At 69.9% G+C, this 14,306-nt stretch carries 15 protein-coding genes; 7 read left to right on the forward strand and 8 right to left on the reverse strand.

The annotated features are described in order from the left end of the window. Nucleotides 1–22: 22 nt before the first annotated feature. Together D1409_RS10855 and D1409_RS10860 are read right to left on the reverse strand one after the other, a co-directional pair. A complete protein-coding gene (locus tag D1409_RS10855) occupies nucleotides 23–499 on the reverse strand; it encodes a phosphopantetheine adenylyltransferase (RefSeq protein WP_123536935.1) in 477 nt (158 codons plus the stop codon). A 91-nt stretch (nucleotides 500–590) separates the two neighbouring features. Then, a complete protein-coding gene (locus D1409_RS10860; protein ID WP_123536937.1) occupies nucleotides 591–1,004 on the reverse strand; it encodes a universal stress protein in 414 nt (137 codons plus the stop codon). A 201-nt stretch (nucleotides 1,005–1,205) separates the two neighbouring features. Here D1409_RS10860 and D1409_RS10865 point away from each other — a divergent pair, with 201 nt between their 5' ends. Beyond that, the gene (locus D1409_RS10865) at nucleotides 1,206–2,567 is read left to right on the forward strand and encodes an oxidoreductase (protein WP_123536939.1); all 1,362 of its coding nucleotides are present in this window, start codon (nucleotides 1,206–1,208) and stop codon (nucleotides 2,565–2,567) included. 63 nt (nucleotides 2,568–2,630) lie between these two features. On the opposite strand, the gene D1409_RS10870 is transcribed toward D1409_RS10865, so the two are convergent. Beyond that, nucleotides 2,631–3,185 (reverse strand): MaoC family dehydratase, encoded by a 555-nt coding sequence (locus D1409_RS10870; protein ID WP_206425037.1) that lies wholly within the window; start codon nucleotides 3,183–3,185, stop codon nucleotides 2,631–2,633. 448 nt (nucleotides 3,186–3,633) lie between these two features. On the opposite strand from D1409_RS10870, the gene D1409_RS10875 reads away from it, so the two are divergent. Genes D1409_RS10875 through phaC form a run of 4 tightly spaced genes read left to right on the forward strand, consistent with a single transcriptional unit; the run spans nucleotide 3,634 to nucleotide 6,518 of the window. Then, nucleotides 3,634–3,930, forward strand: coding sequence for an AbrB/MazE/SpoVT family DNA-binding domain-containing protein (locus D1409_RS10875; protein ID WP_123536943.1), 297 nt, complete (start codon nucleotides 3,634–3,636; stop codon nucleotides 3,928–3,930). Between the two features lie 5 nt (nucleotides 3,931–3,935). Beyond that, entirely contained in the window at nucleotides 3,936–4,484 is a 549-nt protein-coding gene (locus D1409_RS10880; protein WP_123536945.1) for a hypothetical protein, read from the forward strand. A gap of 38 nt (nucleotides 4,485–4,522) precedes the next feature. Then, nucleotides 4,523–5,068 carry a poly(R)-hydroxyalkanoic acid synthase subunit PhaE gene (locus tag D1409_RS10885; protein WP_123536947.1) on the forward strand — a complete coding sequence of 182 codons (546 nt, stop codon included), beginning with the start codon at nucleotides 4,523–4,525 and terminating at the stop codon, nucleotides 5,066–5,068. A 1-nt stretch (nucleotide 5,069) separates the two neighbouring features. Continuing rightward, nucleotides 5,070–6,518 (forward strand): class III poly(R)-hydroxyalkanoic acid synthase subunit PhaC, encoded by a 1,449-nt coding sequence (gene phaC / locus D1409_RS10890; RefSeq protein ID WP_123536949.1) that lies wholly within the window; start codon nucleotides 5,070–5,072, stop codon nucleotides 6,516–6,518. A gap of 41 nt (nucleotides 6,519–6,559) precedes the next feature. Here the strand turns inward: phaC and D1409_RS10895 are convergent, their stop codons facing one another. Further along, nucleotides 6,560–7,828, reverse strand: coding sequence for an alkaline phosphatase family protein (locus D1409_RS10895; RefSeq protein ID WP_123536951.1), 1,269 nt, complete (start codon nucleotides 7,826–7,828; stop codon nucleotides 6,560–6,562). 81 nt (nucleotides 7,829–7,909) lie between these two features. Between D1409_RS10895 and D1409_RS10900 the strand changes: the two genes are divergently transcribed. After that, entirely contained in the window at nucleotides 7,910–8,359 is a 450-nt protein-coding gene (locus D1409_RS10900) for a TIGR00725 family protein (protein WP_123536953.1), read from the forward strand. Nucleotides 8,360–8,402: 43 nt separating this feature from the next. Here D1409_RS10900 and D1409_RS10905 read toward each other — a convergent pair whose 3' ends face one another. The 3 genes from D1409_RS10905 to D1409_RS10915 form a co-directional block, all read right to left on the reverse strand. Beyond that, complete coding sequence (locus tag D1409_RS10905) at nucleotides 8,403–9,764, reverse strand: hypothetical protein (protein ID WP_123536955.1); 1,362 nt, start codon at nucleotides 9,762–9,764, stop codon at nucleotides 8,403–8,405. Nucleotides 9,765–9,846: 82 nt separating this feature from the next. Next, nucleotides 9,847–11,187, reverse strand: coding sequence for a hypothetical protein (locus tag D1409_RS10910; protein ID WP_123536957.1), 1,341 nt, complete (start codon nucleotides 11,185–11,187; stop codon nucleotides 9,847–9,849). Then, nucleotides 11,184–11,978: a hypothetical protein gene (locus D1409_RS10915; protein WP_123536959.1), complete on the reverse strand. Its 795-nt coding sequence runs from the start codon at nucleotides 11,976–11,978 to the stop codon at nucleotides 11,184–11,186. The genes D1409_RS10910 and D1409_RS10915 overlap by 4 nt, the downstream gene beginning before the upstream one ends. 100 nt (nucleotides 11,979–12,078) lie before the next feature. Here D1409_RS10915 and D1409_RS10920 point away from each other — a divergent pair, with 100 nt between their 5' ends. Further along, nucleotides 12,079–13,593 carry a hypothetical protein gene (locus tag D1409_RS10920; RefSeq protein ID WP_123536961.1) on the forward strand — a complete coding sequence of 505 codons (1,515 nt, stop codon included), beginning with the start codon at nucleotides 12,079–12,081 and terminating at the stop codon, nucleotides 13,591–13,593. 54 nt (nucleotides 13,594–13,647) lie between these two features. Here the strand turns inward: D1409_RS10920 and D1409_RS10925 are convergent, their stop codons facing one another. Continuing rightward, nucleotides 13,648–14,286: a hypothetical protein gene (locus D1409_RS10925; protein WP_164471641.1), complete on the reverse strand. Its 639-nt coding sequence runs from the start codon at nucleotides 14,284–14,286 to the stop codon at nucleotides 13,648–13,650. Nucleotides 14,287–14,306: the final 20 nt, after the last annotated feature.

Consider the following 14,306-nt stretch of genomic DNA (forward strand, 5'->3'; position numbering starts at 1 on the left):
GCTGACGGCGTCCGCTCCGGGGTCAGGCGTCGTCGGCGTCGTCCACGAGCGCCCCGTGTTCGTCGACCTCGCCGCGAACGAGTCGGGTCGAGGAGATCCGCTCGCCGTCGGCCGCGCGGACGAACGGGACGACGAACCCCTCGATCGCGTCGAGCCCACGGTCCGCCCGCTCGTCGTTGATGTCCGCGAGTTCGTGTGCGGTCTCGGGCGAGACGACCAGCGCGTCCAGCGACGGGTCGCTCGACGCGATGCCGTGCTCGTCGTGCAGTTCCCGGATCTCCACGTCGCGCCCCCACTCGTCGAGTCGGTCGATCTCCGTGCGGACCCGTTCGCGGCGGTCCGCGAAGTCGGGGACCGCCCGCTCGCGCTTGCCGCAGGCGAACTCGTCGCTCGTGAGCGCGACGAGGACCCCCTCGTCGCCGCGTTCGAGCGCTTTCCTGAACAGCGCGCGATGACCGTCGTGTATCGGGCCGAACGTGCCGGCGACTGCGACGCGCATACTCACCACTCTCCCCGGCGAGAGAAATGAGTCACGGCCGAGGGAGAGAGCGGTGGGTCTCCGGTCGCGTTCCGCCGGGCCGCCGTCGCGCTCACCGGCCGACCGTCGCCGCGCCGGGCACGACGATGTCGGCGGTTCGGTCGAGTTCGCGCCGGACGCGACCGGGCAGTCGACGGCCGCCGAGGACGACGGTGTCGGCGCCTATCCGGGCGGCGTAGGCCGGGAGCTCCTCGTTCGGCCGGCCGTGACAGCATCGCGTGGTCACCGCGACGCCGCGCTCGCGGCCGCGGTCGGCGATGGACCGCAACAGGTCGTGGCCCTGGTCCTCGACGTCGTCCACGAGTATCTCCGCGCTGCTGAGCGCCGGTTCCCCGTACCGCCCGGTGTCGACGACGTACAGCGCGTGGACGGTCCCCCCGTGTCGCTCCGCCATGGCCAGCGCGTGGTCGATAGCCTCGCCGGACGGATCGCTTCCGCCGAGCGAGAGCAGGATCGTCTCTGTCATTGGTCTCGTTCGAACCGAACCGATCGGCGGGCAAATAGGTGCGAGACGGTTCGCGCGCTCGCTCCGAGAGTAGTCACTGTATTACCCGGGGAGTAAGCGCCGTGTAACGGTCGGAACGGTCGTGTTCGCGGCGGACGGCGACGGCCGGTCGCGGTGCAGGGGCCTGCAAACAATTAACACGACGACTCGGGTAGGCGGAGTATGGCGACGCTCGACGACCCCGTCTCGATCGGCGGGGTCGACCTCCCGAACCGCCTCTACCGGGCGCCGTTGCTCGAGTGCGCCGGCAACGGCCCCGACGCCGTCGACACCTTCCTCGCGGAACTGGCGCCGACCGCGGCGTCGGGCGTCGGGCTGATCTTCCAGGGCGCCAGCATCGTCACCGCCGAGAGCGGCTGTGCCGCGCCGAACATGACCCGGTTCCACGACCCCGAGTTCGTCGCGCGGTGTTCCCGGCTGACCGACGCCGTCCACGACCGCGGCGGCCGGATCTTCGTCCAGCTCGCCCACGGCGGCCTCCGGAGCATGGCCGTCTGGCACGCCGGCCACCGCGCACGGAACCCCGACCACGAGGAACTGGCCGTCTCCCGCCCGCCCCCGCAGTTGCGAGCACTCGACCGTCTAGGGCTGGTGGACTTCGAGCCTGCCGTCATGTCCACGGCTGACGTGTACGGCCTCGCCGAGCAGTTCGGTCGCGCGGCGGGCTACGCCGCCGACGCCGGCTACGACGGGATCCACCTCTCCGGCGCGAACATGGGCATCGTCCAGCAGTTCCTCTCGCCGTTCTACAATCGCCGCGACGACGAGTTCGGCGACGGTCCCGGCGAACCACCGGGGAGCGGCGGCGTGCGGTTCCTGGAAGCCGTCCACGACGCCGTCCGCGAGCACGCCGGAGACGTGCCGCTGGCGACGAAGGTGCCCGCCGAGACGGCCGCACCGCGGTTCGTCCGCCGACGGCTCTCCCGCGACGACGCCGTGCGGATCTGCGAACGGGTCGCCGATATCGGCTACGACGCCGTCGTCCCGGTCGAGGTCTCGACGTTCTGGGACATGAGCGTCGTCCGCGGCGCCTACCCGGACCGGGCGTGGGCCGCCGAGGACATGCAGGGGGGCTACGCCGAGGCCTTCGGCGGTCCGCTCCGCGCGAAGGCCGTCGCAGCGCTGAATCGGTTGCAGAGCCGCCGCTTCCCGCGAGAGCCCGGCTGGAACGCCGACCTCTGCTGGCGCGTTCGTCGGCGAGTCGACGTGCCCGTGCTGTGTGAGGGCGGCGTCCGGGAGCGCGAGACGTGTGACGAGTTGCTCGGCGCGTCCGGCGGCGAACCGGCCTGTGACCTCGTGGGGATGGGGCGCCCGTTCTACGCCGAACCGCGACTGGGGGCGCGACTGCTCGGTGAACGGGGAGAGAGCGGCGATCCGGGGGCGCTCTGTGCCAGTTGCAACAACTGCACCGTCCCGCAGGTGACCGGCGCTCCGGGGCGGTGTCGGACGCCGGCCGTCGTCCGGGAACGCGCTCGACTCGAAACGGAGGGGGTCTACGAACGCGAGGGCTCCGACGGGGAGTGAAGCGGCGGCCGGGGATGGCTCTCGGGGTCGGGCGAGAACAGATCGAACGCGGTCAGAAGCCGCTCAGTCGTCGTCGGGGAGTTCGTCGACGAGGACGACGGCCTCGCCGTCGATGATCGTGGTGCCGTCGTCGACGACGCGGGTCGTGAGGCGGTACTGGTCGTCGCCCAGGTCTTCGACGATCTCGCAGACGGCGGTGACCCGGTCGCCCAGGCGGACGGGGTTGTGGAACTCCAGGTCCTGGGAGAGGTAGATGGTCAGGCCCGGCAGGCGGGCGAGGCCCGCGCTGATCAGGCCGCCGACGAGCGTACCGTGGGCGATCCGGCCCTTGAAGCGGGTCTTGCCCGCGAACTCGTCGTCGAGGTGGAGCGGGTTCGTGTCACCGCTCGCGGCCGCGAAGGCCTTGATGTCCTGGTCCGAGAGCGTCTTCGTGAACTCGACCCGGTCGCCGACGCCGAGGCGCCCGCGGTCGGTCTCCGTCAGTTCGACGTGCCACTCCGGCAGGTCCTCGTCGGCCTCGATGCGGTCTACGGTGTCCAGCCCGTCGTCATCGCCCGACGGCGCGACGCCGAACGCGGCGAAGGCCGCCCGGTTGGCCGCGACTACGCTGTTGAACATGTGTGAGGACGTCTCCGTCCACGTGTCCAGCAGCGCGTTTCGGTGCGGTTCAGAACTCATCGATACCGCCGTTTGGGTTTGGGACTATTAAAACATAGTGGTACGTAATAACACAGGATCTGCAGAGAGAGCGCCTCTCAGGCCGCAACGCGGGATACGCGCGCCCTACTTCCGGCGATTTTCGCAGTAACAGAAAGCCGGTTCTGGCCGTTCTGACGGCCCGTCGGTGCCGGACGAGTAATTCGCAGTTACCGTCGCCGTCGTCCGGGGTCGACGGCCACTGCGGCCGCGCCGACTGCGTCGATACCACCCACCGCCCTTACCACGCCGATATTGTTCCTTGGTAGCAGTTACCGCACAGTGCCGATCCACGCTATGGTAGAGAATGGTATCAGATGGTATTCAGCGCAACCCTTATGTATTTGAGGGGGGTATGTACTGTTGACCGATGACCGAGGAGAACGACGGGCCGGCGTGGCCGCCGACGATGTTCAGCGGGATGCAGGAGATGAGTGAGCAGGCGATGGAGACTCAACAGGAGTTCCTGAGCCAGATGATGCAGGCCGGTGCCGGCGGGCTGGACATGAACCAGCTCGGCGCGATGAGTCAGACGGCGACGTTCAAGACCCGCGTGCAGTCCGGCGGCCGAATCTCCATCCCCGACGCCGAGCGCGAAGCGCTCGACATCGAAGAAGGGGACATCGTCCAGACCGTCGTCATCCCGGTCAAGCGGAACAGAGAGTGATACACATGGCATACACGACCCCCATCACCACGGCGTTCGAGATGCAGCGCGCGACGATCGAGCAGAGCCAGAAGGCCTTCGAGCAGACGCTGGACTTCCAGCAGACGGTCAACGAGGCCGTCGTCGACAGCTTCGACAGCCAGGAGTCGGCCCAGCGCCGCGGCGTCGAGCTGTCCCAGACGATGTTCCACAGCTACCTCGACCTCGTCGAGTCCACGATGCCCGGCGCGGCCGGCAGCGTCGACGAGCTCCGCGCGGCCCTCGACGAGCAGTACGACTTCCTGCTCGAGAACCACGCGGAGGTCTTCGAGACCGTCGCGAGCGAGTACGAGCAGGGCGTCGACGCCTACGACGAGCTGACCGCCGACTACGTCGAAGCGGTCGACGAGCAGGTGGAGATGCTCACCGAGGCCCACGAGGAACTGGAAGCCCAGTCGGTCGACGTGGCCGAGGAGTGGGGCGACCAGCTCGAGACGCTCCAGGATCAGGTCGAGGACCTGCAGGACCAGGTCACCGACGTGCAGGAGCGCGCCGCGCAGGCCGTCGAGGCGTAGAACACGGTTTTTTCTTTCAGGACCCCGGAGACATACCAATGAGTAACACCAACGAGATGCAGGAGCAGTGGACAGAGATGGTCGAGGAGATGAACGACGCGGTCGCCGACTCCCTCGAACAGAACATGAAGGCGCAGGCCGCGTTCGTCGAGTCCTGGGCCGAGGCCGTCGAGGACTCCGTCCCCGAGGAGGACGCGATGGCCGAGGGCTTCCAGGGCTACAACCGCGCCTACGAGGTGTGGATGGACGCCGCCGAACAGATGTTCGAGCGGTCGACCGACGCCGCCCAGGGCGAGGACGTCGCGCCGGGCGAGTTCCGCGACATCTGGCTCCAGTCGGCCAACGAGGCGTTCAAGGAGGTCATGTCGACCAGCGCCTTCGCCGCCGCGAACGGCCAGCTCGTCGAGCGCATGATGGAGATGCGCCGCGAGGCCGACGACGTGAGCCAGGAGACCATCTCCCAGCTCGGCTTCCCCACCCGCGACGACATGGACGAGGTCGGGGAACGACTCGTCGAACTGGAGCGCCGTCAGCAGGACGTCGAACAGAAGCTCGACCGGATCATCGACCACCTGGAGGAGTAAGATGGCCAGCGAACGCGCCAACCCGTTCAACCCCATCTCGCTCGCACTGGACGCACAGCGAACGGCGTTGGAGACGATGACCGACGCGACCGAGAGCAACGCCGAACTCCCCGACGCGCTCACGACGCTCGAGACCGTCGAGGTCGGCCAGACGCCCAGCGAGGTCGTCTACACCGAGAACAAGCTGGAACTGCTCCACTACAAACCCGAGGAGGCGGGCATCGAGCCCGAAGAGACCCACGACGTGCCGATCCTCATCGTGTACGCGCTGATCAACAAGCCGTACATCCTCGACCTCCAGCCCGAGCGCTCCGTCGTGCGGCGCCTGCTCGAAGCGGGCCACGACGTGTACCTCATCGACTGGAACGAGCCCTCGCGGATGGACCAGCACCTCACGCTCGACGACTACGTCAACCGCTACATCGAGAACTGCGTCGACGAGGTGCGCGAGCGCTCCGGCCAGGACAAGATAAACATCCTCGGCTACTGCATGGGCGGCACCATGTCGGCCATGTACGCCGCGCTCCACCCCGAGAAGGTCAACGCGCTCGGCCTGATGGCCGCGGGCCTCTGTTTCCAGGGGACCGGCGGCATCCTCGAGGAGTGGGGCTCCGACGAGTACTACGACCCCGAGGAGATCACCGACACGTTCGGGAACGTCCCCGCGGAGTTCCTCGACGTCGGGTTCGCGCTGATGGACCCGGTCGACAACTACGTCTCGAAGTACATCCGGTTCTACGAGAACCTCGAGAACGAGGGCTTCGTCGAGAACTTCGGTCGCATGGAGCGGTGGCTCTCCGAGGGCATCGACGTCGCCGGTGAGGCCTACGACCAGTTCCTCACCGACCTCTACCAGGAGAACAAGTTCTACCACAACGAGATGTACCTCGACGGGAAACACGTGAACGTCGAGAACATCGACATGCCCGTCCTCCAGATCATGGGCGAGTACGACCACCTCATCCCCGCCGACGCCTCGAAGCCGTTCAACGAGGTCGTCGGCTCGGACGACGTGACCACCATCGAGTACTCGACCGGCCACATCGGCCTCTCGGTCTCCTCGTCGTCCCACGACGAGGTCTGGCCGGAGGTGTGCGAATGGTACGCCGACCGCGCGCCCGCAGAGGCCGACGAGGAGACGAGCGAGGCCGCCGTCGACGCGGCCCAACCCGACGACGTGACCGCCGCGGAGGAGGCTGTCGAAGAGGCGGCCGCCGAAGCCGGCCCCGCCGCCGAGGAGGAGGCTGTCGCCGAGACGACCGCGGAGGACGAGCCCGAAAGCGCCGACGTGGACACCGTCGACGGCATCGGCCCGACCTACGCCGACCGCCTCCACGAGGCCGGCATCGCCACCGTCGCCGACCTCGCGGTCAGCGAACCCGCCGACGTCGCGGAGATCACGGGCGCCCCCGTCTCCCGCGTCGAAGACTGGTTCGAGCAGGTCGAGTAAGCAGAGTCACTCTCGGTTCCGCCGTTCGTTTTTCGCGACCGCTACTGCAGGTCCGACAGCCGCGCCGCCGCGAACGGAACGAGCATCTCGCGGGGCGTCGGACCTCCGTGCATCCCGATCTTCGGGACGATTTTCTCGGCCCCGGGGTAGACGAGTTTCAGGTCCGGATGTGTACAGACGAGGTCGCCACAACGCCCGTCGAGCGTCGGCTCTCCGACCGGGCCGAAGAAGCCGCGGTCGCGGACCTCGTCGCGCGTGAGCACGGTCGCGCCGCGGGCTTCGAGCGCCCGGCGTGCACGGCTCTCTTCACCCTCGCGTATCGCGAGGTGGAGAAATCGGTAGTCGCCCCACGGGAGGAACGGGTCCCCGGACTGATCTCGTGCGAGGGCGTCGGCGAGGCCGTCGACCGAGAGCAGATCGAGACACCCCTCGGGGCCGGAGTCGAAGTCGACTAGCCCGTGGTCAGCCGTGAGACACACGAGGGTCTCGGCGGCGGTCTCGGGGTCGACCGCGTCGTAGAGCGCCCGCGAGAGGGCGGTCGTGACGGTCGCGAGCGCGTCGTGATAGGCGCCGGAGTCGGTCCCGAAATCGTGGCTCGTGGTGTCAAGCTCGGAGACGTAGCAGTACGTGTACGAGGGGCCATCGACGGACTCCAGTCGCTCGCGAAGCGCCGTCGCTCCGCTCGTCACGTCGTCGTACGGGATCTGTGTCGCGCCGCGAAACGTCGCGCTGGCGTACTCAGATCCGAGCGTTTCCGTGGGCTGGACGACGGCCGTTTCTACGCCGGCCGATTCGAGGGCGGGATAGATCGGATCGGCGCGGACGACCTCGTCGGGCGCCACGGGCGGCGTCGCGCTCCCCTCGCCGGGGTCGCGGACCTCGTGCGGGAAGGCCTCGACGACCGTCTCGTGTTCCGACAGGCGGACGTCCCAGCCGAAGACCCCGTGTTCGGCGGGAGGGGCCGCGGTGTGCATCGTCGTGATCGCGGACGCGGTCGAAGAGGGCGCTACCGAAGTCAGGGGCCTCACCGACCCGCGCTCCGAGAGACGGGCGAGCAGACGGTGCTCTTCGGCGTCGCGACGCCACCGACGCCACCCCAGTCCGTCGAGGAGAACGACGACAACGTTCGAGACGTCCGACTCCACGCCCGCCAGCACGTCGGCGGGAAGCGACCGACCGACGTCCACACCGAACGCGTCCGCGGCAGTTCCCGGAACGTTCGCGAAGCAGTACCGCTCGTAGTCGGGGACCACCAGTCCGTCGCGCGTTCGCCGGTCGAGGAGGGCGGCCGCGTCACCAGTGCGAAGCATCGGCTAGTTACTCAGATTTTGAGTAAATAAGCTTTGTGTGAGTCGTGACGGTTTAGGTCGCGCCGCGCGCCAGTGACGGCTATGCGAGTCTCGGTCATCGGCGGCGGGCGAGTCACGGACGAACAGGCGGCGACCGCGGAGCGGCTCGGCCGGGAACTCGCCGGGCGCGGTCACGAGGTGGTCTGTGGCGGGCTGGGGGGTGTGATGGAAGCGGTCTGTCGCGGCGCGAGCGCGGCCGGCGGCCACACCATCGGGATCCTCCCGACCGAGCGCCGCGCCGACGCGAACGAGTACGTCGACACGGCGATCGCGACTGGGATGGGCAACGCGCGGAACGTGCTCGTCGCCATGAACGGCGACGCGGTGATCGCCGTCGACGGCGGAACGGGCACGCTCTCGGAACTGGGTCACGCGCTCGACTTCGGGAAGCCGGTCGCGGGACTGGAGACGCACCGGATCGACGGTATCGCCGGCATCGAACACGTCGAGACGGCCGAGGCGGCGGTCGAATCGGTCGAGCGGCGCGCGTGAGCGCGTGAGAACGGCGCGTGGCGGGGTCGACGGCTCCGGTCGATCAGGCGTCGAGCGCGGCGAGCGCCTCGTCGACGGCGTCGGGCGTCGCGCGGGCGAGGGCCGCAAACTCGACGTAGTATCTGGCCTGGTCGCTCACGGCGGCCCGCTGGAGAGTCGGCTCGTCCCGCTCTCGAAGCGACGCGTCGCTGCTCGCCATCCGCGCGACGGGATAGGCCAGCAGTTTCCGCGCCAGCCGACGGTCGGCGCTGGCGGCCAGGGCGTCCTCGACGGCGGTGACCGCCTCGTCGCGGCGCTCGCGCAGGTCCGCGGCGCTGTCGACCGCGAACGACTCGCCGTCAGCGACCCGTCCGCGGAGCGATAGGAACGCGTCGGCCGTCGCGATCCCCTCGTAGCGTGCGAGCGCGTCCGAGGCCGGGTCCGCCGTCGCGTCGCGGTCGGCGAGGTAGCGGGCGTCGGCGTGGAGCTGTCGGAGGGCGGATTCGACCGCCCGACCGATGTCGCTCGCGTCGGTCCCGACCAGTTCGCTCGCGTCGCTCGCGTCCGGGCCCGGGAGGACCGCGATGCGCGATTCCAGCGTCGCCGTCAGCGACCCGCGGGCGTCGACGACGGTCGCCTCCAGCGACCGGGAGTCGGTCAGCGGCCCCCTGTACCGCTCGCCGACGTGACGGGCGTCGTCCAGTCGCGCCCGTCCCTCCGCGATCGTCCCGGCCCGCTTCCCGACCGCCCGCGCGTCCGGCAACCGCGTCGCCCCGGCGTCGGCCGCCGTCGGTGCGTCGGACGGCGCCCGCTCGTAGTCGTCCCACTCTGGCGTGGCCGCGTCGGCCGCCCCCGCTGCCAGCGATTCGACGATTCCGTAGACGAGCAGCGCCCGAACCGGGTCCCCGGGGTCGCCGACGATGGTCGAACCCTCGCGGAACGAGTCCACGTTGCGTTCGAGCGTTATCCCGCGCGAGCGCACCGCCTCGCGGGAGAGTTCGTCGGTCGCGAACGCCCACGTGCTCGCGGCGCGCTCGGCCGAGTAGCGCGCGTCGCGGAGGTCGCCGAGTCGCTCCCGGGCCGTCTCGGCGTTTTCGGTTTCGGCCAGGCTCTCGCGGGCCCGCTCGACGCTGCGCTCGACCAGCGTACGCGTCGCCTCGTCGGGCCCCCCGTCGGTCGGGAGCGGGTCGGGGAGGTCGGCGAGCGTCGACCGGACCGTCCGCCGGGCACGGTCGAAGTGCGACGCGGCGACGAGGACGGGAAACGGCTCGGTCACCGCCGGGAGCGGCCCCGAGACGGCCGTCGTGACCGCCGTCGCGTCCAGCGGCGTCGTCTCCGCCTCCCCGCCGCTGCCGAGGGCGGGACAGCCCCCGAGCGCCGCCGTCGCCCCGACCGCCAGCAGCCGTCGCCGCGTCAGTCCGTCCATTGACACGACTGGCGAGGCGGCGCGGTAAATGTCTCGTGGTCACGGGGCGGGCCGGTGGCCGCTACTGTCGGCGGTCGTCGGATCACTCCGCGCCGAGCGCCGCGAGCGCCTCGTCGACGGCGTCGGGGACGGCGTCGGCGACCACTTCTATCTGGAGGAAGAGACCGACCTCGTCGGCGAGACGGTCGAGTTCGACGGGGCCGTCGCCGTAGCGACGGAGGTCCCGGGCCGCGTAGTCGAGCCAGCCGGCGAGGTCGGCCAGTTCCGTCCGCGCCAGCCGTTCGTCCGCGCTTTCGGCCAGCGCGTCCTCGACGGCGGTGACGGCCGCCCGCCGCAGTGCAGCGACGTCTTCGGCGCTCTCGACGGTCCGGTGATCGCCGGCGGCGACTCGCTCGCGCAGCGTCTCGAAGCCGCCGATCTGCGCGAGCGTCTCGACCTGCCACAGGATCCGCCCGGGGAGTTCTGTCTCGGGGACGAACTCGCCCTCGTAGGGGAGTTCGCCGTGTAACTCGCGGAGCGCCGCGCCGGCGACCGTCCCCTCGAGGTCGCCGCCGTCGTCGACGAGGTCCGAGAGGTCGGCCTCTTCGGCCGGTTTGTCGGCCATCCGCGAGTCGATCGTCGACGCCAGCGAGTCGCGGGCGTCGGCAAAGGTCGCCTCCAGCGACCGGGCCTCGGACAGCGACGCGGCGAACTGCTCGTCGACGTGTCGGGCGTCGGCGAGCGTAGCGCGGGCCTGTTCGACTTCGCTCGCGCGCTCGCCGACGGTGAGTGGGGTGATCGGTTCGGACCCACCGCCGTGGCGGTCCCGGTCCAGGTCGTTGTCGGCGTCGCGGAGCCAGTCGCCGACCAGCGCGTGGACGACCGCGGCGCGGACCGGGTCCTCGCCGACGAACGCCCGCTCCTCGCGGAACCGGGCGAGGTCGTCGCGGACCGACCGCCGCGCCGAGCGCACGTCGGCGGCGGTCAGCTCGCCCTCGACGGTCGCCCAGGCGGCCTCCACCGCGCGGGCGGGACCGCGAGCGTGTGCGAGCAGTTCGAGGCGCTCCCGGGTACCCGTGGCTCGGACCGCCTCAGCGAGGTGTTCGCGGGCGTGCTCGGCGCGGTCGGCGATCTCCTCGCGCATCGCGCCGTTGGGGAGGTCGTCGGCCGTCAGGGGGAGCGGCGCCGCGGCGAGCATCGCGTGGGCGCGCTCCCGGGAGCCCGAGACGTGGGTATCGGCTACCTCGACGGGCAGCGGTCGGGCGACCGTCGGTCCCTCCCTGTCGGCGATCCGTGCGATCGATTCCCCGTCGAGTTCCACCGGATCCGGCTTCAGCGGGTTGTTCAGAGCACCACAGCCCGCCAGCAGCGTCGCGCCGCCGAGTGCGAGGACGCCGCGGCGAGTGAGGCGCCCGCCGCCGGAGGGCGACCCCTCGTCCGTCATCGGCTCCCTCCGTCGGTGTCGGTCGTAGCGTTCGCGGCGGTCCCGGCGGGGGCGTCGGTTTCCGACGGAATCGCGGTCGCCGAGCGAGGTCGGGAGGTGGTTCGAGTGCGCTCGCGTTCGCGCTCACGTTCCATTCGGAAACACTCGCCGCTGGCGACGCCAGTGGCGCCCATCTCGAACTCCGCGGGGTCGATCGCGACCGGGAGGCGAGCGATAATGGTGCGGGCATCCCGCTCGCCACTCTCACAAGCCACGTCGGCGTCGCGGAGAAATCGGCCGTATCGGGTCTCGACCTCGCCGTCGTCCCAGGTGACGTAACAGAGCACTTGCCGGTAGCACTCCTCGACCGAGCGGTTCTCGAGCAGCAGCGTCTCGCTGTCGAAGTCCGTCTCGGCGACGAACGACCGGGCGGTCTCGGCGCTGGCGGAGACCTCGGTCTCGGTCGCGCGGTCGGAGACAGTGAGCGTCTCGGCGGTCGCCTCGTCGGCGATCAGGCCCTCGGCCTCGCGGTCCGTGGACCGGACGGTCCCGCCGGCGGTCGGCCTGTCGGCGGGGTCGGGGACGAACCACGCGAGCGGGTCGCTGTAGTCGGCTTCGTCCGCGCGGAGGGTGACGTACTCGGGGTCGACGACGCGGTCGTCGCCGGCGGTGGGGACCGGCGGCGTCGACGAGCCGACGGGCGTCCCGGCGGACTCGCGACCGGCGTCGGTGTCGGCGTCGGGACAGCCAGCCAGTCCGGCGACCAGACCGACGGCTCCCTGGAGGGCACGGCGGCGCGTGAGTCGGGGCATCGACGCATTCTGGGCGCGTCGGCGGTAAATATCTCGTGGCTCGGCGCGGCCGTCCGCACGAGGACCACGTTCAAGTATCGTGGGAGGCGAACGGGGAGGTATGTCCGGCTCCGAACTCGCGGCTCGCGTCCGGGCGGCCCTCGACGTCGACGCCGAGGAGTTCCACCGGCGGGTCGCCGAGGAGGCCGACCGGCTCAAAGCGGAGGTGCGCGACGGCACCTTCGACAACACCGAGGCCATCGTCGGCCTCGAACTCGAACTGTACGCCGTCGACGCCCGTTCGGGGTCGCTCCGGCGGATGCCCCGCGGCCTCCTCGAACTCATCGGCTTCGAGAAGGAGCTGGGCCTGCACAACGCCGAGATGCAGACCAGCCCCCAGCCGCTGAACGAACACGGCCTCGCCGCGCAGGAACGGGAGCTCGAGGCCAACCTCGCGCCCGCGCTGGACCGGACGGGCCGGGACGACATCCGACTCGTCAGCGACGGCCTCTGGACGGTGCCACCGACGGGGGAGACGGCCACCGACTACCTCTGTGACTCGGTCGAACAGCACGGCGTCCGCATCGCGACCAACATGTCCGACGCCGCCCGCTACCACACGATGGCCAACACGGCGTACCCGACGGGCATGCGCATCGAGGCTCCGCACGTCTCCCTGCGGGCCGACACGGTCATGCCCGAGAGCCTCATCACCTCTATCCAGCCTCACTACCAGATCCCCCACGCCCCCGACCTGCCCGAGTACTTCCGCTACGCCCTCCGCGTCGCCGGCCCGCTCCTCGCGCTCGGCGTCAACTCCCCGTTCTTCCCGCCCGACCTCTACGACGACGCCGCCGACGCCGACATCGTCGACGACGCCTGGATGGAACACCGCATCGGCGTCTTCGAGGACGTGCTCAACCCCGTCGGCGACGACGCCCCCGACAAAGTGCGGTTCCCACCGGACTTCGAGACCGTCGAGGACGCCATCGACGACATCGTCGACGACGAGATAATCGTCCCGTCCGAGGTCGACGTCGGTCATCGCTTCGACGACGCGTTCGCCCACCTGCGACACAAACACGGCAGCTACTGGCGGTGGGTCAGGCCGGTGTTCGACGGCGCGAACCGCTCGTCCGCCAACGCCCGCATCGAGTTCCGACCGCTCCCCGCCCAGCCGACCGTCAGAGACGCCGTCAGCTTCGAAGCGGTGTTCGCCGGCCTCATGGCCGCGCTCCCCAGCGTCGAGCATCCGGTCCGCGCGATGTCCTGGGAGACCGCCCGGGAGAACTTCTACGCCGCCAGCCGCGACGGGCTCGACGCCGAACTGACGTGGATCACCACCGACGGCGCGGAGACGACCAACGCCGACCGCATCTACGGCGAACTGTTCGAGGCCGCCCGCGAGGGGCTCGAAGGGAAGGGGCTCTCGACGGAGGCCGCCCGCCGCTACATCTACCCGCTCCGCGAACGGGTCGACCGACGGCTGACGCCCGCGCGCTGGAAACACGACCACGTCGCGGCCGCCGTCGACGAGAACGTCCCCCTCGCCGAGGCCATCTGGGGTATGCAGTCCGCCTACGTCGACCGCCAGTCGGAGACGCTGCTCGAGGGCTCGTTCGTCGACTGGCTGTGAGCGGGTCGTTCGTCGACTGGCTGAGACGCCCCTGGTGAGGGGCCGGTTTCGAGCTCAGTCCCGGTCGTCGGCCGCCTCCGCGCCGGTCCGTGGATCCACTCGTATCGACGGGCGCATGCCCATCGAAACCTCGTCGTACAGTTGCACGTCGCCGTCGAGTTCTCTGACGTGCCACTCGTACGGGTCCGAGCGACGCCAGAGTTCGGTCCCCGATCCGTCGAATCCGTACACGTCGGCGCCCTCGTCGTCGGACCCGGTGACGACGACCCGGACCCCGTCGACCAGTTCGAACCGCTCGACCGCGTGTTCGAACTCGACCCGCGTTCCACCGACGACGAACGCGTCGTTCGGCCACGAGTCGGCGATCGCGCCTGTCTCCAGGTCGATCTCGAAGTATCGGTCGTTCGTCCCACGGGTGATGACACGGTCGCCCAGTGCCCGTACGTCGGTGTGAGCGAACTCGTCGACACCCCGTCTATCGCGTTCGTCGGGTTCCTGAACGAACCAGTCGACCCGGCAGTGGGGGTCGACCTTCGCGACGTTTCTCGACGCAGACGGGAGGGGAACGTCCGGTTCCGCGTCGACGGCGTCGTCGGTCAGTTCGAGGACGAGCGAGCTATCGACGGAGAGGTAGTAATCGACGTTCGGCAGACGAAGGGTCTCTCCGTCGCACGTGACGACGTTGTCGGACATCGATATTCTCATCGTGACTT

The organism is Halosimplex salinum (assembly GCF_003730195.1).
In the GTDB taxonomy this organism is placed as follows: domain Archaea; phylum Halobacteriota; class Halobacteria; order Halobacteriales; family Haloarculaceae; genus Halosimplex; species Halosimplex salinum.

Bases quoted from the DNA above. Each gene is read 5' to 3' on its own strand.
- D1409_RS10900 (WP_123536953.1), top strand. From the start codon at position 7,910: ATGCGAGTCTCGGTCATCGGCGGCGGGCGAGTCACGGACGAACAGGCG.
- D1409_RS10860 (WP_123536937.1), bottom strand. From the start codon at position 1,004: ATGACAGAGACGATCCTGCTCTCGCTCGGCGGAAGCGATCCGTCCGGC.
- D1409_RS10915 (WP_123536959.1), bottom strand. From the start codon at position 11,978: ATGCCCCGACTCACGCGCCGCCGTGCCCTCCAGGGAGCCGTCGGTCTG.
- D1409_RS10895 (WP_123536951.1), bottom strand. From the start codon at position 7,828: ATGCTTCGCACTGGTGACGCGGCCGCCCTCCTCGACCGGCGAACGCGC.
- D1409_RS10870 (WP_206425037.1), bottom strand. From the start codon at position 3,185: ATGTTCAACAGCGTAGTCGCGGCCAACCGGGCGGCCTTCGCCGCGTTC.
- D1409_RS10905 (WP_123536955.1), bottom strand. From the start codon at position 9,764: ATGGACGGACTGACGCGGCGACGGCTGCTGGCGGTCGGGGCGACGGCG.
- D1409_RS10855 (WP_123536935.1), bottom strand. From the start codon at position 499: ATGCGCGTCGCAGTCGCCGGCACGTTCGGCCCGATACACGACGGTCAT.
- D1409_RS10910 (WP_123536957.1), bottom strand. From the start codon at position 11,187: ATGACGGACGAGGGGTCGCCCTCCGGCGGCGGGCGCCTCACTCGCCGC.
- D1409_RS10875 (WP_123536943.1), top strand. From the start codon at position 3,634: ATGACCGAGGAGAACGACGGGCCGGCGTGGCCGCCGACGATGTTCAGC.
- D1409_RS10880 (WP_123536945.1), top strand. From the start codon at position 3,936: ATGGCATACACGACCCCCATCACCACGGCGTTCGAGATGCAGCGCGCG.
- phaC (WP_123536949.1), top strand. From the start codon at position 5,070: ATGGCCAGCGAACGCGCCAACCCGTTCAACCCCATCTCGCTCGCACTG.
- D1409_RS10920 (WP_123536961.1), top strand. From the start codon at position 12,079: ATGTCCGGCTCCGAACTCGCGGCTCGCGTCCGGGCGGCCCTCGACGTC.
- D1409_RS10885 (WP_123536947.1), top strand. From the start codon at position 4,523: ATGAGTAACACCAACGAGATGCAGGAGCAGTGGACAGAGATGGTCGAG.
- D1409_RS10865 (WP_123536939.1), top strand. From the start codon at position 1,206: ATGGCGACGCTCGACGACCCCGTCTCGATCGGCGGGGTCGACCTCCCG.
- D1409_RS10925 (WP_164471641.1), bottom strand. From the start codon at position 14,286: ATGTCCGACAACGTCGTCACGTGCGACGGAGAGACCCTTCGTCTGCCG.